This window comes from uncultured Martelella sp., assembly GCF_963677965.2.
In the GTDB taxonomy this organism is placed as follows: domain Bacteria; phylum Pseudomonadota; class Alphaproteobacteria; order Rhizobiales; family Rhizobiaceae; genus Martelella; species Martelella mangrovi.
Map to the genome: position 1 here is coordinate 2642932 of NZ_CAXXFM010000001.1, position 18313 is coordinate 2661244.

20 protein-coding genes are annotated in these 18313 nt (G+C 60.6%); 14 read left to right on the plus strand and 6 right to left on the minus strand.

What is annotated here, in order from left to right; genetic code table 11:
- Nucleotides 1-2: 2 nt before the first annotated feature.
- From rpmA to ACHZCU_RS12365, 3 genes are all read left to right on the plus strand, one after another.
- Nucleotides 3-275 (plus strand): 50S ribosomal protein L27, encoded by a 273-nt coding sequence (rpmA, locus tag ACHZCU_RS12355; protein ID WP_106302839.1) that lies wholly within the window; start codon nucleotides 3-5, stop codon nucleotides 273-275.
- Nucleotides 276-420: 145 nt separating this feature from the next.
- Nucleotides 421-1062: a GNAT family N-acetyltransferase gene (locus tag ACHZCU_RS12360; protein WP_106302836.1), complete on the plus strand. Its 642-nt coding sequence runs from the start codon at nucleotides 421-423 to the stop codon at nucleotides 1060-1062.
- Nucleotides 1059-1622 carry a GNAT family N-acetyltransferase gene (locus ACHZCU_RS12365; RefSeq protein WP_106302833.1) on the plus strand — a complete coding sequence of 188 codons (564 nt, stop codon included), beginning with the start codon at nucleotides 1059-1061 and terminating at the stop codon, nucleotides 1620-1622. Before ACHZCU_RS12360 ends, ACHZCU_RS12365 begins: the two co-directional genes overlap by 4 nt.
- 140 nt (nucleotides 1623-1762) lie before the next feature.
- Here the strand turns inward: ACHZCU_RS12365 and ACHZCU_RS12370 are convergent, their stop codons facing one another.
- Complete coding sequence (locus ACHZCU_RS12370; RefSeq protein ID WP_319519009.1) at nucleotides 1763-3187, minus strand: DUF1254 domain-containing protein; 1425 nt, start codon at nucleotides 3185-3187, stop codon at nucleotides 1763-1765.
- A gap of 283 nt (nucleotides 3188-3470) precedes the next feature.
- Between ACHZCU_RS12370 and ACHZCU_RS12375 the strand changes: the two genes are divergently transcribed.
- Genes ACHZCU_RS12375 through modC form a run of 4 tightly spaced genes read left to right on the plus strand, consistent with a single transcriptional unit; the run spans nucleotide 3471 to nucleotide 6861 of the window.
- Nucleotides 3471-4274 carry a TOBE domain-containing protein gene (locus ACHZCU_RS12375; protein ID WP_319519010.1) on the plus strand — a complete coding sequence of 268 codons (804 nt, stop codon included), beginning with the start codon at nucleotides 3471-3473 and terminating at the stop codon, nucleotides 4272-4274.
- Between the two features lie 36 nt (nucleotides 4275-4310).
- Entirely contained in the window at nucleotides 4311-5060 is a 750-nt protein-coding gene (gene modA, locus ACHZCU_RS12380) for a molybdate ABC transporter substrate-binding protein (protein WP_319519011.1), read from the plus strand.
- 44 nt (nucleotides 5061-5104) lie between these two features.
- Entirely contained in the window at nucleotides 5105-5770 is a 666-nt protein-coding gene (gene modB / locus ACHZCU_RS12385; RefSeq protein WP_106302820.1) for a molybdate ABC transporter permease subunit, read from the plus strand.
- Entirely contained in the window at nucleotides 5767-6861 is a 1095-nt protein-coding gene (gene modC / locus ACHZCU_RS12390) for a molybdenum ABC transporter ATP-binding protein (protein WP_319519012.1), read from the plus strand. The genes modB and modC overlap by 4 nt, the downstream gene beginning before the upstream one ends.
- Nucleotides 6862-6891: 30 nt before the next feature.
- Here the strand turns inward: modC and ACHZCU_RS12395 are convergent, their stop codons facing one another.
- Nucleotides 6892-7893, minus strand: a complete 1002-nt coding sequence (locus tag ACHZCU_RS12395) for a helix-turn-helix domain-containing protein (protein WP_319519013.1) — start codon at nucleotides 7891-7893, stop codon at nucleotides 6892-6894.
- Nucleotides 7894-8025: 132 nt separating this feature from the next.
- Here ACHZCU_RS12395 and ACHZCU_RS12400 point away from each other — a divergent pair, with 132 nt between their 5' ends.
- The 3 genes from ACHZCU_RS12400 (at nucleotide 8026) to ACHZCU_RS12410 (ending at nucleotide 10257) form a co-directional block, all read left to right on the plus strand.
- A complete protein-coding gene (locus ACHZCU_RS12400) occupies nucleotides 8026-9057 on the plus strand; it encodes an alpha/beta fold hydrolase (RefSeq protein WP_319519014.1) in 1032 nt (343 codons plus the stop codon).
- 270 nt (nucleotides 9058-9327) lie between these two features.
- On the plus strand, nucleotides 9328-9657 hold the full coding sequence (locus tag ACHZCU_RS12405; protein WP_319517593.1) for a transposase: 330 nt from the start codon (nucleotides 9328-9330) through the stop codon (nucleotides 9655-9657).
- Nucleotides 9658-9831: 174 nt separating this feature from the next.
- On the plus strand, nucleotides 9832-10257 hold the full coding sequence (locus ACHZCU_RS12410; RefSeq protein ID WP_319517594.1) for a transposase: 426 nt from the start codon (nucleotides 9832-9834) through the stop codon (nucleotides 10255-10257).
- 167 nt (nucleotides 10258-10424) lie between these two features.
- Here the strand turns inward: ACHZCU_RS12410 and ACHZCU_RS12415 are convergent, their stop codons facing one another.
- The 4 genes from ACHZCU_RS12415 to ACHZCU_RS12430 form a co-directional block, all read right to left on the minus strand.
- Nucleotides 10425-11159 (minus strand): ABC transporter permease, encoded by a 735-nt coding sequence (locus ACHZCU_RS12415; RefSeq protein ID WP_319519794.1) that lies wholly within the window; start codon nucleotides 11157-11159, stop codon nucleotides 10425-10427.
- A gap of 89 nt (nucleotides 11160-11248) precedes the next feature.
- On the minus strand, nucleotides 11249-11971 hold the full coding sequence (locus ACHZCU_RS12420) for an ABC transporter permease (protein WP_319519015.1): 723 nt from the start codon (nucleotides 11969-11971) through the stop codon (nucleotides 11249-11251).
- A 245-nt stretch (nucleotides 11972-12216) separates the two neighbouring features.
- Nucleotides 12217-12993: a transporter substrate-binding domain-containing protein gene (locus ACHZCU_RS12425; RefSeq protein ID WP_106302808.1), complete on the minus strand. Its 777-nt coding sequence runs from the start codon at nucleotides 12991-12993 to the stop codon at nucleotides 12217-12219.
- Between the two features lie 65 nt (nucleotides 12994-13058).
- A complete protein-coding gene (locus tag ACHZCU_RS12430) occupies nucleotides 13059-13856 on the minus strand; it encodes an ATP-binding cassette domain-containing protein (RefSeq protein WP_319519016.1) in 798 nt (265 codons plus the stop codon).
- Between the two features lie 182 nt (nucleotides 13857-14038).
- Between ACHZCU_RS12430 and ACHZCU_RS12435 the strand changes: the two genes are divergently transcribed.
- Genes ACHZCU_RS12435 through ACHZCU_RS12450 form a run of 4 tightly spaced genes read left to right on the plus strand, consistent with a single transcriptional unit; the run spans nucleotide 14039 to nucleotide 18310 of the window.
- A complete protein-coding gene (locus ACHZCU_RS12435; RefSeq protein WP_319519017.1) occupies nucleotides 14039-14887 on the plus strand; it encodes an arginine deiminase family protein in 849 nt (282 codons plus the stop codon).
- A gap of 1 nt (nucleotide 14888) precedes the next feature.
- Entirely contained in the window at nucleotides 14889-15524 is a 636-nt protein-coding gene (locus tag ACHZCU_RS12440; RefSeq protein ID WP_319519018.1) for a TetR family transcriptional regulator C-terminal domain-containing protein, read from the plus strand.
- Between the two features lie 6 nt (nucleotides 15525-15530).
- Nucleotides 15531-16727 carry a pyridoxal phosphate-dependent aminotransferase gene (locus ACHZCU_RS12445; RefSeq protein WP_319519019.1) on the plus strand — a complete coding sequence of 399 codons (1197 nt, stop codon included), beginning with the start codon at nucleotides 15531-15533 and terminating at the stop codon, nucleotides 16725-16727.
- Nucleotides 16724-18310 (plus strand): 5-guanidino-2-oxopentanoate decarboxylase, encoded by a 1587-nt coding sequence (locus ACHZCU_RS12450; protein WP_319519020.1) that lies wholly within the window; start codon nucleotides 16724-16726, stop codon nucleotides 18308-18310. The genes ACHZCU_RS12445 and ACHZCU_RS12450 overlap by 4 nt, the downstream gene beginning before the upstream one ends.
- Nucleotides 18311-18313 lie beyond the last annotated feature (3 nt).

Below are 18313 nucleotides of genomic sequence, written 5' to 3' on the forward strand. Positions count from 1 at the left end.
CAATGGCACATAAAAAAGCTGGCGGTTCGTCGCGTAACGGTCGCGACTCAGAATCCAAGCGCCTTGGCGTGAAGAAGTTCGGTGGCGAAAACGTCATTCCGGGCAACATTATCGTGCGTCAGCGCGGCACCAAGTGGCACCCCGGCGACAATGTCGGCATGGGCAAGGACCACACCATTTTTGCCAAGATTGAAGGCAATGTGACATTCCGTGCGCGTGCGAATGGCCGCATGTATGTGTCCGTGGCACCGAAACACGCAGAAGCAGCGGAATAAGCCGGAACCGCTTAAAAATCAGCCGGCGTCACATCGACCCGGCTTAGATTTTCAGGTTACCGGACCTGGATTTTGAAAAGAGAAGGGAAGATGGGACGCCACCATCTTCCCTTCTTTCGTTTCAAACCAGGAAAGGACCTGAGATATGCAAAGGGATCTACTACAAAGGGAGAGCCAGTCCCGGCTCGACCGGGAGCGGCTACGGCCCGATTTGCAAAGGCGGGATTGCCCCGTTCTTCTGTCGCAAAGGCTCGTCTTGAGAGCACCGCACGAAGATGACATTGACGCCATTGCCCATCTCGCCAACAACGAAGCAATCGCGACCATGGTGTCGCGCATGCCGCATCCCTACACCACAGACGATGCTGCCGCTTTTGTGGAGCGAACCAAAGAGGGCGCGATTGGCAATTGCGTCTATGCCATCACGAAAGCGGAAAACGGCGAGTTCATCGGCTGCTGCGGCATAGAGAACATCCCCGATGACGAAAGTGTCGTCGAAATCGGCTATTGGCTGGGTGAACCCTATTGGGGCAAGGGCTATACCACCGAAGCGGCCCAGGTCCTGATCGACATGGTCTTCCGCACGCGTAACGAGGTCGATCACATCGATGCGCGTTGCCGGGTCGTCAACGAGCGTTCGCGGCGGGTTCTGCACAAGTGCGGGTTCCAGTTTCAGGGCCCCGGTATGGTCCAGTCGCTGGCCATCGGCGGGTCGGTTGCCGTTGAGTGGTACCGGCTGGAGCGGCGCAACTGGATGTCGCTGAAGAGCTGGGGAGGCCAGAAATGAGCCTTGATCTTCAGGAGTGGCAGGCCGAGACCATCAACACCGAACGGCTTTGCCTGCGCCCGTTGCGCCGGGAAGATGCGGACGTCATCGCCACTGCGCTTTCCGATTTTTCGGTGACCCGCATGTTGTCGCGCCCGCCTTATCCGTTCACGTTCGAAGATGCCGCTGAATGGCTTGAGGGAACGATGAACGGAGACGCTCGCGAATGGGCCTTCGCCATCACCCAGCCGGCGGATCAGGTGTTGATCGGCATCATCACCATCGAGCTCCGGCAGGGCGGCTATCATCTCGGCTACTGGCTGCGACGATATTACTGGGGGCGCGGTTTCATGAGCGAGGCCGCATCCGCCATTGTCGGGCGGTTCTTCGCTGAAAAGGGCGATATCACATTGCATTCCGGCGCGTTTGCCGAAAATGCGGGTTCGCTGAAGGTGCAGCAGCGTCTGGGCTTCCAGGTGACCGGTCTCAGGGATACCTACGCGGAAAGCCGCGGCGCGATGGTTCAGGAAGTGACGACGGCGCTGCGATCGGATTATTTCCGACCCTATCACTTTGATTGAGCGGGAAAGGCCGGGTACGCAATAGCGGCCCGGCCTTTCGCTTGCTTGTCGTCCTCGCGTCCCCTTTTCATCCCCTGCATAACGGGGCTTGCCCGGCGTTTTCATCTTACAGCGCCTTGATGTGGCGGCCGCCAGTACGGTCAGCTCTTCTGGGTGATGGCATGGGGGATGATGCCGGGCGGTTGCCAGTCGCCGTCGAGAACCGCCTGTTTCGGCCAGTAGATCCGCATCGCGAGGTAGAACGGTCCGTCAGGCGCGGGCAGCCAGTTGGCCTTTTTCGCCGGGTCGGTCGGCGCATCCTTCTGGATGTAGAGGGTCAGCGAGCCGTCGGCGTTCTTCGTCAGTTCGGGCAGCATCGGTGAATTGATCAGATAGCGGTCGATCGGGTTTGCCACCAGGTGCTGGGTCTTGCCGTCATACATGGTGACGGACCAGAAGGCGTGGGCGGGCGGCAGTTCGCCGGGTTTGAAGGTGATGGTGTAAGCCGATTTCGCACCGTCGAGCTTATTGTGGTCGATATCGACATTGGTGATCGGATAGACCGCCTCGGCGGTATCATTGGCGAGAAGGCCGGTGACGGCGACGGCCGCGCGCAGGCCCCAGTCGCCGTTATAGCCTTCGCGGTTGCCCTGAACGTCCGTGGTCACGCTCCAGCCGTTCTCAATCTTGCCCATGGTCTTGATCGCCTTGGCGATGTCGGCGCGGGCTGCCTTGACGCCCTGATCGATTGCCGTCCGTTCGGTATCGCTCGTGTTTGCCGGCGGGAACGGCTTTCCGGCTTCAAGGCCAATGCTGGCGAATTTTTCCCGCAGCGGCTGTTCGACGGCGGCCGGGCCGGTTGCTGGCGCGAACTGGAGCAGGAAGGCGAGATAGCCGAGGGGATTTTCCTTCGCCGACGTATCGTCGATTTTCGGCCAGTCGATTGCGGGCGGGGCCGCAGGCGCGGGCGCGCCGAGAAAGGCCGACAGCGGTTCTGCCGTGTAGCCGGCCTGGATTTTTCGGACGTTGTCGATATCGGCGGGGTTGAAAAGCTGCGTGCGGTAAAGCGCGGTCGCGAACTCCGTTTCGGACTGGAACACCTTGGCGATGCCCTTCGGCGTGTCGCCCTTCCAGTCGGGGCCGGCGACGGCGTAGCAGGCGGCGTCATTGCCGGTGGCGCGCGAGCCGATATAGCCGAAATTGAAGGTGTAGAGCGAGGTCAGCATCACCGAATAATAGCGATCCGTGTCAACTTCCGGCACGCACAGCACCATCGGTTCGGCGCGCAGATCCATCCACAGTTCGGAGTAGGGGGTGTCGCTGTTGGGCGTGACGATGGAGGTGTCGGCCGGTGTGAACACGTTGGATTCATTATGCAGCGTGTTGAACGGCGCCTTGAACTGCGAATTGCCCGTGTCGATCGCCTGATCATACATCAGCTTGTAGAGGTCCACCATCGGCAGGCCGTAGACGGTCGCCTGTTCGGCGATGGCGGCGGTGTCGGTGGGGTTGTCGGCGGCAAAGCCGCTGACCGGGACGAGAAGAAGGCTTGCAACCGCAATGCCTGTGACGAAGGGCTTGAACATCGGTTTTCCTCTCGCGCTCAGGGCCAGGGCTGCGCTTCCATTGCGCGGCGGCCACTGCGATTTCACTCACGGAAAAGTCGTATCGTTATGACTGATGCGGCACTATCGCGATGCTCTATGCAACCTGAAATATGTTTTAAATATGTCGTGAACCACTATTGCATGTAAATTGAGCACGATACCTTTGCACCTGCTTGAGAGGGACTGTTTCCCGATAACGGTTGATTTTTCCGTTTGATGCGTTATGCAGTTTAACTACATAACGTGTTCGAGGAACCGGATGATGAGCAGGCTTGTTCCGGCACTGACATTTGAAACGAGCGCTGGCGACCGTGCGGGCGAAGCGCGTTTCCGGCTTCTTGCGGAGATCGATCGTCTCGGTTCGATTTCGGCTGCCGCAAAGGCCACGGGCTTTTCCTACAAGGGCGCGTGGGATGCGGTGAATGCCATGAACAACCTGTTTCCGCGGCCGTTGATCGTCAAACGGGCGGGCGGTGCCAGCGGCGGCGGAACCGAAGTAACGGAGGAGGGCAGGCGTGCGCTTGCCGTTCACCGGCAGCTGACGGCAGCACTCGGTGAGGTGACGGCGCGGCTGGAAACCGTCATATCCGCCAATCCCGGCCTAGCCTTTTCCGTCGACAACATGTTTGGGAGCCCGTTCATGCGAACCAGCGCACGCAATTGCTATCATGGCGTTGTCGAGGCCGTGTCCCACGGCGCCGTCAATGCCGAAATCCTGCTGAAAATCGCTCCCGATGTCACCCTGGCCGTAATCGTCACGGAGGCAAGTGTTGCCAATCTCGCTCTTGAGCCCGGGGTCGAAGCCTATGCCTTGATCAAGGCATCGACACCCATTCTGCTGGAGGGCGGCGACAATGTCGTGTCATCGGCCCGCAACCGGATCTCCGGCACGGTGGTGTCGGTGGAACCCGGCGCCGTCAACGCCGAGGTCGTTCTTGATATTGGCGGCGGCAAGACGCTGTGCGCCATCATCACCGGCAAGAGCGCGGAAGCGATGGATATTGCCCCCGGCAAACGGATGACGGCTCTGATCAAGGCCTCCCAGATCATTCTGGCGCTGGGCTGAGGAATAAAACGTAAATTGCAACAAGGTGAGGACCCCATGAAACCCGTATACGCATTGTTGGCCGCCGCATTCGCTGTTCTTCCTGCAGGCTTTGCCGGTGCAGCCGAAACCAATGTGGCCGTTGCCGCCAACTTTACCAATGCGGCCAAGGATATCGCAGCCGCCTTCACGGAGGAAACCGGCGATACGGTGCTGTTGTCTTTCGGCTCTACCGGCAAGCTCTATGCCCAGATTGCCAATGGCGCACCGTTCAGCGTTTTTCTGGCCGCCGATCAGGCGCGCGCGAAAAAGGCAGTCGATGAAGGCTTTGCCGTCGAGGGCAGTGAATTCACCTATGCCATCGGCAAGCTGGTCCTGTTCAGCGAAGATGCGGACCTCGTGGACGATAACGGCGCGGTGTTGAACGCGCCCGACAGTTTCAGCAAGCTTGCCATCGCCAATCCCGCTGCCGCGCCTTACGGGGCTGCGGCCGTCGAAACCATGACGTCACTTAATGTTTATGATGCGCTTCAGCCGAAGCTGGTGCAGGGCGACAGCATTTCGCAGACCTTCCAGTTCGTCGCCACCGGCAATGCAGAACTGGGCTTTGTTGCCCTGTCGCAGGTAATCGGTAATGACAGCGGTTCACAATGGGTGGTGCCGGCGGAGCTTTATGAGCCGATCCGTCAGGACGGTGTTCTGACCAACGCCGGTGCCGATGATGATGTCGCAAAGGCCTTTCTCGATTTTCTGAAGGGTGACAAGGCCACCGCAATCATCGAAGGTTATGGCTACGCGGTTGAATAGGGCCTCAACCGGCACATGATGCAGACAGGAAAATCCGGAATCTGATGGCTGAAGCTGTCTTTCTCACCCTGAAACTTGCAATCCTGACCACCATTTTGCTGATGGTGGTCGGGATCCCGATTGCCTGGTGGCTGGCCCGTTCGAAAGCCTGGTGGAAGGAAGCGGTCGGGGCCATCGTTTCCCTGCCGCTGGTGCTGCCGCCGACGGTTCTGGGTTTTTATCTGCTGTTGTCGCTTGGCCCGCAAAGCCCGCTTGGCCAGGCGATCAAGTCGGTTGTCGGCTTCACGCTGCCGTTCACCTTCACCGGTCTTGTGGTCGGTTCGGTGATCTATTCGCTGCCCTTTGCCGTTCAGCCGATCCGCAATGCGTTTGAGGCCTTTGGCGAGGAGCCGCTGGAAGCGGCGGCAACCTTGCGGTCTTCCCCGCTTGACCGGTTCTTCACCGTCGCGCTGCCACTGGCGCGGCCGGGCATCCTCACCGGCGCCATTCTCGGCTTTGCCCATACAGTTGGCGAGTTCGGGGTCGTTCTGATGATTGGCGGCAATATTCCGGGCGAAACCAAGGTTCTGTCAGTGGCGATCTACGATTATGTCGAGACCCTGCAATGGGGCAAGGCGCATGTGCTGGCCGGCGGCATGGTGGTGTTTTCCTTTATCGTCATCCTGTCGATGATGCTGATAGAGCGGCGCATGCGGAGCCGGCTGACATGAGTGCGCGCGAAACCGGTCTTGCCGCCCGCTTCGAAGGACATCTCGGCGCCTTCAAGCTTGATGTCGACCTCAATTTTCCGGTCAATGGCATAACCGCGCTGTTCGGGGCGTCCGGTTGTGGCAAGACCTCGCTTTTGCGCTGCTTTGCAGGGCTGAACCGTCTTCAGGCCGGCCATTTTGCCATTGATGGCGAAATCTGGCAGGACGGGACGACCTTTCTGCCGCCGCACCGCCGCGCGGTCGGTTACGTCTTCCAGCAGGCCAATCTGTTTCCGCATCTGTCCGTTCACGACAATCTGGTTTTCGGCCTGAAACGGCTTGGCCGGACCGAGCGAAATGTTGCGAAGGGCCGTTTCGATCAACTGGTTTCGCTGCTCGGCATCGATCATCTTCTTGAACGCGCGCCGCGGAAGCTTTCCGGCGGTGAACGGCAGCGGGTGGCTATTGGCCGCGCGCTTCTGACCGCGCCCAAACTGCTGTTGATGGATGAGCCGCTGTCTGCGCTCGACTTCGAAGCCAAACGCGAGATCCTGCCCTATCTGGACGGTCTGAGAAAAACGCTTTCCATTCCTGTTCTTTATGTGACCCATGCGCCGAACGAAGTTGCCCGGCTGGCCGATCATATCGCGGTGCTGGAAAACGGCCGCATCCTTGCCTCCGGCCCGCTGACCGAAACACTGGCCCGCCTTGACCTGCCGATCCGCCGGGAGGAGGGGGCCGGCGTGGCAATCGATGCACGGATTATCGAGATCGACAGCAAATGGCATCTTGCGCGCGTCGCCTTTTCCGGTGGTTCGCTCTGGGTGCGGGACCCGCAAAAGCCTGTCGGTGAAATGGTCAGGGTCATGGTGCTGGCGCGCGACGTTTCGCTGGCGCTTGCACCGTCGCGCAATGTTTCCATCGTCAATCATCTGCCGGCAAAAGTGCTGGAGATCGCCGATGGCGATCACCCCGCCGTTGTCGCGGTCAAGGTCGATGTCGGCGGCACGCCGCTGATTGCGAGGCTGACGGCCCGTTCTGCCGCAGCGCTCGCGCTGGAACCGGGAAAGCCGGTTTCCGCTCAGATCAAATCCGTTGCGATCGTGGACTAAAGCTCAGACCACGCATCAGGCAGCCGTATTTCAATCCGTCTGTCTTGCCTTCAGCCATGCCGTCGGGCTTTTTCCGGCTACGCGGGTAAATTCGCGATTGAAGTTCGACTTGGTGTTGAAGCCGCTTGCAAGCATGGCGGCGGTGACGTTGTCGCCGGTCTTCAGACGCTCGCAGGCGTGGTCAATGCGAAAGCGGTTGATGTGGCGCGAGACGTTATCGCCGGTGACGCGGTTGACGGCGGCCGATAGTGTTTTGGCCGGTATCGAAAGCCTGCGGGAAAGGCGGGCCAGTGTCAGCGATGGATCGAGATAAAGCATCTCGCCTGACAGCAGCGTATCAAGCCGGGCCATGATCGCGGCATCATCCTCCGTAGCTTCTACCGGCGCGGGACGGATGGGGTCTTTCGGCTCGCCTTCGCCGAAGGCATTCGGTGAAAGGCTTAAAAGTCCTGCCGCCAGAAGCCCGGCTGAGGTGAAAACGCTGACGATCAACGGTTTGAGCGAGGGCGCGCCTGCAAAAATGACATAGGCAATCAGGGTGTCGCTGACAGCGGAGATGATCAGACTTACGGCAATGCCGGCCCATAGCCATTGCGGTTGGCGGCCTGCTTCCAGCCGGGCAAGCGGCAGGGCATCGCCGCCGGACTTCAGCGCCAGCAATATGCGCAGACCGTAGGACAGGAATATCAGCGGAATGATCGCGTCGACCGTCGCGGCGGCGAACACCACGCAAAACAGGGTGAAGGCAGGTGCGGCCAGATGGATAAAGTCCCGCCGCGGGCGCAGCGGCTCGATGAAAGACGAGCGGAAGGCAAGCCAGGCCAGCACCGGCACGAAGCTTGCCGTCACCGGCTGTACCGGGCGCAGAAACGCAACATTGTAGTACTGCACCAGTGCGACGATCAGCCCCTGAAGCGCGCAGGCGGAAAGCAGAACGGCAATTGCCAGCGGCCGCCGTTCGCCCGCAAGCATACGCAACACCATGAAACCCAGCACCAGCGCAGTGACCAGTGGAACCGGAAGGACCAGCATATCTTCACCTCTCGATATGCCCTCCGATAGTCCAAAAAACGGTTCCGGGCGACCTGAAACCGGAAACAGGACGCCGTCCGCGCTGAAAAACATCACCAAAGGCCGTCTCGAACCAACCAAAAGGTATCATTGATGAAACGGCTTATTCTTTCCCTTGTCGGTCTTGTCGGCATTGTTGCGCTCGCCATGCCCGCTCTTGCCTCCGAAAATCTGCTGCCGGGCTATGAACGCATGATCGTTGCCAGTGCTAAGCGCCCGGCGCCGCTTGCAGCCACGCTCTGGTATCCGGCAAAGATCAGGAGCTATCGCGGCATTGTCGGCGGCAATGCTGTCTTTGAAGGCACGTCCGGCCTGATGGGCGCGCGGATTGCCGATGGCAAATTTCCGCTGTTTCTCTTCTCCCATGGCTCCGGCGGCAATATGGACAACAGCGCCTGGCTGATGGCGGCTCTGGCGGAAAAGGGCGCCATGGTGCTTGCGGTCAATCATCCGGGCAGCACGACGGGCGATTCCTCGCCGCGCGCCTCTGCCGTTCTGGACCGGCGCGCCGGCGATCTTTCGGCCGCACTCGATAACCTTCTGGCCGATCCGGTTCTGGGCCCGCATGTCGACCGTTCCGCGATCACGGCCATCGGGTTTTCGCTGGGCGGCGGTACGGCGCTCAATCTCGGCGGTCTGCGGTTCGATGGCTCGGCGTTTGCCGATTATTGCCGCGCAAGCCCGGCTCAACTGGACTGCGTTTTCATGGGCAAGGGCAATCTCGAACTTGACCGTCTGCCACAAGGGTTTTCGGCCGACGGCCGCGATGAACGGGTGGACAACGTCATCGCCATCGATCCCGGCTTCACCTATGCGGCGACGGCAGACAGCATTGCGGCTATGAAACTTCCGGTTCTGGTGATCAATCTCGGAGAGAAGAACCTGATGAAGGCGGCGGATGTTTCCGCAAAGGGGAGCAATCTTGTTCCGCGCCTGCCGGATGCCGCGCGTGTCGTAATCGCGCCCGCGCATCACTTCACCTTTCTGGCCGAATGCAAGCCCGCGGGTGCGGCCCTTTTGGCGGAGGAACAGGACGATCCGGTCTGTGACGACCCTAAGGGCGCTGATCGCGCCGACGTTCATGCGCAGATTATCGATGCCATAACGGAATTTGCCGGATTGTGACAATGAAGCGGGCCGCCATGTGCGGCCCGCCAGTTTGTTGATAATCCCTGTAAGCAATCACAGCTTTGCCCCGCCGTCATACCGGCCTTGAGCCGGTATCCTGTGTATAGCGGTTTATGATATGATGGGCGCGGGCGGAAGGTCGTCCGGCATCCTGGTCGTTAGAGACCGTTCCCTGGCACCTGATCCTCCGCCCGCTTTGAATATCCCAACCTGAACAGTTGATAGAGGCCGTTTCAGCGGACCTCGCAGCACAGGATGAGGCTTGTCATGATACACCCTGTCTTCATCGGATGCGATGTCTCCAAAGCACATCTCGATATTTTTGATCCCCGGACCTGCACCTATCTGCGCATCGACAACCTTGCCTCATGCATCGAGACCTGGCTCGATAGCCTGGATGAGCGCAATGTCACGGTCATATTCGAAGCGACCAGTCCCTATGACCGGCGCTTGTGTTTAGCCCTGGCGCGCCGCGGGTGCGCCTACTGCCGCGTCAATCCTGCCAGGGCACGAGACTTTGCAAGGGCCTGTGGCCTGCTTGCCAAGACCGACGCGATCGATGCGCGCATGTTGGCGCGCATGGGGGAGACCCTGTGACCGCCGACAAGCAAACCACCGGATCCCGTGCGTCACAGGCTGTGCCAGCTGCATGCTCGCAGAGACCAGCTCGTCGCCATGCGTCAGCAGGAACGAAACCGACTTCATGGTGCCGAACCGCAGGAAAGAGAAGGTATCGAACGTCACATCGCCTGGCTGGACACGGAGATCGCCATGACCGAGAAAGCCTGCCTTGAGCTGGTACGGTCAGACAGAACCCTGAAACAGAAGACGGTTCGGCTGCGCTCCATCCCCGGTGTCGGCCCTGTTACCGCATTCACGCTCATAGCCTTGATGCCCGAACTGGGCGAAGCCCCATCCAGGGCTATGGCGGCTCTGGCCGGCCTTGCTCCCTTCAATGTCGACAGCGGACATCAAAGAGGCCAAAGGCATATCCGCGGCGGTCGAAAGCGTGTGCGCGATGCACTCTATATGGCCGCTCTTGTCGCCTATCGGCTCAAGAAGCCTTTTGCCCAAACAGCACAAGCCATGTCTGCAAAAGGCAAACCGTTCAAGGTCATGATTATCGCCATCGCACGGAAAATCCTAACCCTTGCAAACGCAATACTAAGAGATCAAACCATGTACAAAACAGCCTGAACATGCGGGAAACAATACAGTTGCCAGGGCTGCTTGTTATGCCCTTTCGGAAAGGTCCTTGCGCGCAAGGACTTGCGCTCACTGGATTCCGGCTCAAGGCCGGAATGACGAAAGAACGAGGGACAAGTTTTGTCAGCAGCCTGGCGGGTCACTACGTGCGGCCCATTTCACATACCGCGTGTCGGTATCTTCTTTTCGAAATGACGGAAGACCGTCACCAGAATGCCGGTCAGGCAGAGGTAGAGGAAGGCGAGGAACAGCAGCGGCTCATAGGTGAGATAGGTCGACTGGCGGATATCGCCGACAACGGCATAAAGATCGATGACGGTGATGGTGGCGACCAGCGGTGTGGATTTGAGCTGGACCACGGTTTCACCCGCAAGAGTGGGCAGGGCCCGGTGCAGCGCGCGCGGCAGCCATATCCGGGTCAGCACCTTCCAGCGTCCCATGCCATAGGCGCGGGCGGCCTCAAGCTCGCCATGGGGCACCCCGGCAAAGGCGCCGCGCATCACCTCGCCTTCATAGCCGGCATAGGAAAGCGTCAGCGCCAGAAGTCCGTATGGCCATGCCTCCCGCAAATAAGGCCACAGGAAGGAGTGGCGGATCTCCGGAATGCCGGGAAACAGCGAGCCAAGCCCGTAATACAGCAGCCAGAGCTGCAACAGCAGCGGCGTTCCGCGGATGACCGTGCAGAAAATCCGCGCCGGCCAGGACAGAATGCGCGGCCCGGTGACCTGTACCAGGCCGAGCGGCACGGCCATCAGAAAGCCGAGCACGGTGGAGGAAACCAGCAGCAGGATCGTCACCCAGAGCCCGGCAAGCAGTATGTCTGCATATTGCGGCAGCCAGTCCCAGCGCATCTTTATGGCCATCAGCGCAAGCAGAGCCAGCGCCACGGCCATGATCGCGATCCTGTGGGGGCGCAGCAGGGCCGAGAACTTCGGCAGCGGCGGCGGCGTTTCGATGCCGGCGAGGTCGTCGGGCTGTTCGCTCACGTCTGCCTCCTCTTCATGCCACGGCTGGCGCGGCGTTCAAGGAGCTGGAGCAGGACATTGGAAATCAGCGTGACGGCGAGATAAAGCACGCCGGCGGCGGAGAAGAACAGGAAATATTCGTGGGTCACACCGGCCGCCTGCCGCGTGGCCAGCGTCAGTTCGGTAAAGCCGACAACGGCCAGCAGCGCGGTATCCTTGGTGGTCACCAGCCAGAGATTGGCAAGGCCCGGAATAGCGTGCGGCAGCATGGCCGGCAGCGTGATCCGCCGCATGATCATGGCCGGCGGCATGCCATAGGCCCGGGCCGCCTCGATCTGCCCCGGTGGAATGGCAAGGATGGCGCCGCGCAGAACCTCGGTGGAATAAGCGCCCTGAACGAGCCCGATAACGAGAATGCCGGCCAGCATTCCGGAGATATCGACAGAGGAGAAGCCAAGCGCCGTCATCAGATTGTTGAGCGCGGCGGTGCCCGCATAATAGAGCAGAACGATCAGCACCAGTTCGGGAATGGCGCGCACCACCGTGGTGTAGATTTCCATAAGGTCCCTGATGACCGGCCCGCCGTAAAGCTTGCCGGCCGAACCGAGAATGCCGATCACCTGACCGAGCGCGAAGCCACCGGCTGCAACCTCAAGCGAGGTGACGAGCCCTCGCAGAAGTGCGCCGCCCCATCCGGGCGGCGACAAGGCAAGAAGCTGAAATCCTGTCAGTTGTTCCAAATTTCTGTCCGGTCTGTCGTGCAGGTAGCAGGATCGGTGATCCGAAAGGCGGATGCCGCTCTGTATGATCCGTCAGCGGCTGGAAAGCGCGAAATCCCCTCAAAGCCATGTCCGGGTGTGGCCCGCATATCCATGAGCCGCTGCCTTGTGGCCCCTCTGGCCGGGCCCGGGGGGATGCCGAATGGAAGGAGAGGCGCATCCGCGAGGTAACGGGCGGTGCCATGCGCAGCCGCCCGGCCTCTTGATCAGTCACCGTAAATGTCGAAGTCGAAATAGCTCTTGGTGATTTCCTCGTAGGTGCCGTCTTCGCGCACGGCGGCGATCGCGTCGTCGAACTTTTCCTTCAGGGCCGTGTCGCCCTTGCGCAGACCAAGGCCGATGCCGGGGCCGTAGATCTCGACATCCTGCTCGACGGTGCCCATCATTTCGCAGCACATCTGCCCATTATCGCTTGTTAGGAAGGGCTGCAGGGTCACGAGGTCGGCGATTTCCGCGTCGATGCGGCCGGCATAAAGGTCCTGGTTCACCTCGTCCTGGGTCTGGTAGGTCTTGATCTCGGCATCGGGGAAATGCTTTTCGGCATAGGCCTGATTGGTGGTCGAGACCTGAACGCCGAGCACCTTGCCTGCAAGGCTTTCCGCGGTCGGTTCAATGCCGGAACCGCTCTCTGCGACGATGGCGCCAGGGGTGCTGTAATACTTGTCGGAAAAGGCGATCTGCTCCTCGCGCTCGGGCGTGATCGACATCGACGCCAGGATGGCGTCGATCTTGCCCGACGTCAGTGCGGGAATAAGGCCATCCCAGGCGATCGGGGTGATTACGCAATCAAGAGCGGCCTCATCGCAAAGGGCGTCCATCAGGTCGACTTCCCATCCGGTCCAGTTGCCGGAGGCATCGGGCACGGTAAAGGGCGGGTAGGGCTCGGCGGCAACGCCGACCTTGACGGTTTCGGCGGATGCCGCGCCGGCCAGGAGTGTGGTGCAGGCCAAAGCGCCGATCAGTGCGGATGTGAATTTCTTCATGTTTTCGGTTCCCTCTGTTGTGAGTTTCGCCCGGTCCGGGGTGCGCTGAATGCGACCCGTTCCGGCTATTGCACGGAGCTGATGAACTTTCTCAGCCGTTCGGATTCTGGATTGTCGAAGACGGCCTGCGGCGCGCCCTGTTCTTCCACGCGGCCGTCATGCAGGAAGACGATTTCGCTGGCGACCTCGCGGGCAAAGCCCATCTCGTGGGTGACGAGCAGCATGGTGCGGCCTTCCTCGGCAAGATCGCGGATCACCGTCAGCACCTCGCCGACAAGCTCGGGATCGAGCGCGGAAGTCGGCTCGTCGAACAACATCGCCTCGGGCTGAATGGCAAGCGCCCGCGCAATCGCCGCGCGTTGCTGCTGGCCGCCCGACAGGAAGGCGGGATAGGCGTCGCGTTTTTCGTAAAGGCCGACGCGGCGCAGTATGGTTTCGGCTTCGGCGATGACTTCGTCGCGCTTGCGGCCCAGGACATGCACCGGCACTTCGATCACATTCTGCATCAAGGTCATGTGTTGCCAGAGGTTGAAATTCTGAAACACCATGGCAAGCCGGGTGCGGATGCGCTGTATCTGTTTTCGGTTAGCCGGCATCAGCCCGCTGTTTCCGTCGGGCTTCATGGCGATTTCCTCGCCATGCACGCGGATACGGCCGCGTGTCGGCCATTCCAGCATATTGATACAACGCAAGAGCGTGGATTTTCCCGAGCCAGAGCCACCGATAATGGCGATAACCTCGCCCTGTCGGGCCTTGAGCGATACGCCTTTCAGCACTTCCAAATCTCCAAAGGATTTATGGAGATCATCGACGGTGACTGCTTCTGCGAGGTCACCATCCCTCGGATTGTCTTCAGCCTTCATAAAACGTTTTGCCGTTCCCGGTGCGCCGGCGGTCCGGGCACTTCTTGCGGTGCGCTCGACCCGGCATTCAAAAATCGTTGTTTCGCATTATTACTACACTTGCGAGCTTATTATGCAAGTGTATAACTAGGGAAGAATTCGCAGAACTGGAGATGAATGGAATGAGTTTCGGAGCCCAAACCATGGCGCGGCCCATTCGGCGGCTGATTATGCGCAAGCCGGGAGAAAGCCTCAGAATGGCCGATCCGGCCGCCTGGCACTACGGCGAGACATTCGATGCAGAACGCGCAATCCGCCAATATGCCGATTTCGCCGATCTGGTCGCTGCCTCGGGCGCGGAAATCCTCTGGTACGAGGACAATGGCGACGGATTGGCCGATGCGATGTTTACCCATGATCCGTCGCTGGTTGCCGACAGCGGCGCGATCCTGCTCAATATGGGCAAGCGGCAGCGCAAGGGCGAAGTGGATGGTCACGAGGCGATCTACCGGGATGCCGGCATTCCCGTGCTCGGGCGTCTTTCCGGTTCGGGGACCGTCGAAGGCGGCGACTGCGTCTGGCTCGATGAGCGGACGCTTTGCATCGGCCGCGGTGTGCGGTCCAATGCCGAGGGGATCGACCAGGTGCGCAGGCTGCTGGCGCCGCATGGCATTTCCGTGTTGAGCTTCGATCTGCCGCTCTGGCAGGGGGAAGAAGCCTGTCTGCATCTGATGAGCGTGATTTCGCCGCTGGCAGACAAGCTTGCGTTGGTGTTCGCACCGCTTCTGCCAGCACCCTTTTATCAGCTGTTGAAGCAGAAGGGCTATACGCTCGTCGAAGCGCCGGAAGATGAATTCAGGGCGTCGAACGGCCTCAATCTCAATGTGCTGCCGACAAAGCCGTTCGATGTAATTGCAGTTGCCGGTTTCGACAAGACCAAAGCAGCGATGGAAGCCGCCGGCTGCACCGTCAGCACGTTCGAAGCCGATGCGCTCTGCATTGCGTGTGAAGGCGGCCCGACCTGCCTCACGAGGCCGATCCTGCGAGACTGAGATGAGCCGCAAACCCTTCCGCCGCGCCGGCGATGCCGAACGCCGTGCAGCCCTGATCGAGGCGATGCTGGATTGCATCGCCGAGGGGGGCATCCAGAACGCGACGGTGAGGGAAGTGGCGGAGCGCGCCGGCGTTTCCGGCGGATTGATCCGCCACTATTTTGCGACCAAGGAACAGCTTCTTCATGCCGCATATCGGCAGACCATGGCGGCGATGACGGAGATTTCGGCCACGGCCGGAATAGCAGACGGCAAGAGCGGGCGGGAAAAGCTGAAAAACTTCGTTGCCGCCTGCCTGACGCCGCCGATGATCGACGCGCGCCGGCTTTCGCTCTGGGCGGCGTTTATCGCCATGGCGCGGATCGATCCGGCAATGGGGGCGATCCACCGGGAAAACTATCTTGAATACCGGGCGTTGATCGAACGCCTGCTTGCCGATGCCTGGCGGGGAGCCGGACGGGTGGTCGATCCTGCCGAAATCCGGCGGCTGGCGATTGAAATCAACGCCGTGCTGGATGGGCTCTGGCTCGAGGGGTCGCTGGCCGGCGATATCTTCGAAGACCGGGAACTCCTGAAGGCGGGGCTTCATTCGGTGGGGGCGATTACCGGCCTTTCGCTCGATGAAATTGAAGGGTGAACTGAGATGCACTATGCGAGGATTTCGGATCGTCTCGGTGGGCTCGGCTCCGACAAATGGGCCGTCCATCTGAAGGCGCGCGCGATGAAGGAAGCCGGAACGCCGATCCTGGAGCTGACGATCGGCGAACCGGATGTCGATCCGGACCCGGTCCTTGCCGAAGTTGTGGCAAGCGCCCTTGCTGAAGGTCGGATCGGCTATTCCAACGGGCGCGGTGAACCGTCGCTTCTCGATGCGCTTTCGAAACGGTACACGGCGCGGACCGGGCGGCCGGTCGGGCCTGAAAATATCGTCTGTTTTCCGGGCACCCAGACTGCGCTTTTTGCGGTGATGCTGACGCTGGTGGAGGCCGGTGACGCCGTGCTTGTCGGCGATCCGCTTTATGCCACCTATGAAGGCGTGATCCGCTCCACGGGCGCAGAGATGGTACCGGTGCCGCTGAAGCCGGAAGACGGATTTCACATGCGCGCCGACATTCTGGAACAGGCGATCACGCCCAATGCCCGCGTGCTTCTGCTCAATACGCCGCATAATCCGACCGGCGCTGTGCTGACGGCTGAAGAGCTTGCGGCAATCGGTGCGGTTTGCCGCAGGCATGATCTCTGGATCATTGCTGACGAGGTCTATGAGGAACTGATTTTCGGCGGCGACTTTGCTTCACCCCTTGATAATGAAGTGCTGGCCGCGCGAACGATTTCGGTGTCCTCTATTTCCAAATCCCATGCAGCGCCCGGGTTTCGCAGCGGCTGGGCGGTCGGTCCCGCCGAATTTTGCGCGCGACTTTTGCCGGTGGCTGAAACCATGCTTTTCGGCAACCAACCCTTCATCGCCGATGCGACAGCGGCGGCAATCGAGCGGCCAAGTGGCGTTTCCACCGCCTTGCGGGCCTCATTGAAGCGTCGGGCTGCACTGCTGGTCGATGGCCTGTCATCGGTCCCCGGTGTTGCCTGCGCCATACCCGAGGCCGGAATGTTTGCCTTTGCCGATGTCTCGGCGAGCGGGCTGTCCGGTGAGGCCTTTGCGCTCGGGTTGCTGGAGGCCGAGCATCTGGCCGTGATGCCGGGGTCGTCCTTCGGCGCCGAAGCCGATAGTTTCATCCGCATCAGTCTGACTGTGCCGGACGCCGACATCGTCGAGGCCGCACGACGCATCGGCCATTTTGCGGCATCGTTGACCTGCCGGAAAACGGTGGCCGGAGCATGAGCAGCGAAACCATGACCGTTGGCGAGGCCCTGGTCCGTCTCCTCGAAGCGCATGGTGTCGAGGTCGTCTTCGGCATTCCCGGCGTGCACACGGCCGAACTTTATCGCGGGCTTGCAGCTTCGACGATCCGCCATGTCACGCCGCGCCACGAACAAGGCGCCGGCTTCATGGCCGATGGCTATGCCCGTGTCACCGGCAAACCGGGCGTGGCATTTGTCATCACCGGGCCGGGGTTGACCAATACGATTACGGCCATGGCGCAGGCGCGCGGCGATAGTGTGCCGATGCTGGTGATCTCCGGTGTCAATGCCCGCCCGACACTGGGCAGGGGGCAGGGATGTCTGCATGAACTGCCGGATCAGCAGGCGCTGATGAAGAGTTTTGCCAAGGATTCCGTAACGCTAACCGACGGCGGCGATCTTGCCGGGGCGCTGGCGCATTGTCTGGCACTTGCCGTTTCCGGGCGTCCGGGGCCGGTGCATCTGGAAATCCCGACCGATGTGATGGTCGAAAAGATTGCACCGCCCGCAGCCGCGGCCTTGCCTGCTGCACGGCCATTTGCGGAAGAAAATGTGCTGAAGGCTGCGGCAGAGTTGATCGGTGCGGCGCGGGCACCTGTGGTGCTGGCGGGCGGAGGCGCGGCCGGTGCCGATGCGGCGCTTCGGGCTTTCGCCGAGCGCTGCGATGCACCTGTCATTTTAACGGCAAATGCCCGCGGCCTGATGGCGGATCATCCGTTACAGGTGCCGGCGAGCGCAAGTCTGGCCCCTGTGCGGGCATTGATTGCCGCCAGCGATCTGGTTATTGCAGTTGGAACCGAATTCGGTCAGACCGATTATGACGTCTATGTCGATGGCGGCTTTCCGGCGCTTCAAAAACTTGTCCGCATTGATGTGGACGGTGGGCAGAAGGTAACCGGTCCAGCCGCCGACGTCTTCATTGTGGAAGATAGTGCATCGGCGCTTTCTCGATTGACGGCGCTGTGCGGCGAGCACAAATGCGACGGTGTCCGACGGGCCGGGCAGACGAGGGCGGCGGCCTGGGACGCGCTTTCCATCAAGATCAAGGACGAAGTCACATTGCTGCATCGCCTGCGCGACGCGGTTCCCGACGCGCGGTTTATCGGCGATTCCACGCAGCTGGTTTATGCCGCAAATCTTTATCTTGAAGTCGGCGCACCCGGGCAGTGGTTTAATTCCGCCACCGGCTATGGCGCTCTCGGCTATGTGCCGCCGGGTGCCATTGGCGCAGCGATCGGCGCGCCGGATTGCTCCGTTATCGCCATTGTCGGCGATGGCGGTCTTCAGTTTTCTCTGGCAGAGCTTGGAACGGCGGTGGATGAAGATGCCGATATTGTCTTCCTGGTCTGGAACAATCGCGGCTACCGCGAAATCGAGATCTATATGGAAGAAGCCGGTATTGTGCCCGAGGGGGTAACGCCGACACCGCCCGACATGGAAAAGATTGCCAGTGCTTTCGGGACGGGCTTTTCAAGTGTGGCAAGCGCGGAAGCGCTTGTTGCTGCCGTCGCAGCCGCTGTTGAGCGTGGCGGCGTGCATCTGGTCGAATTCCGGGCCGGATAAATC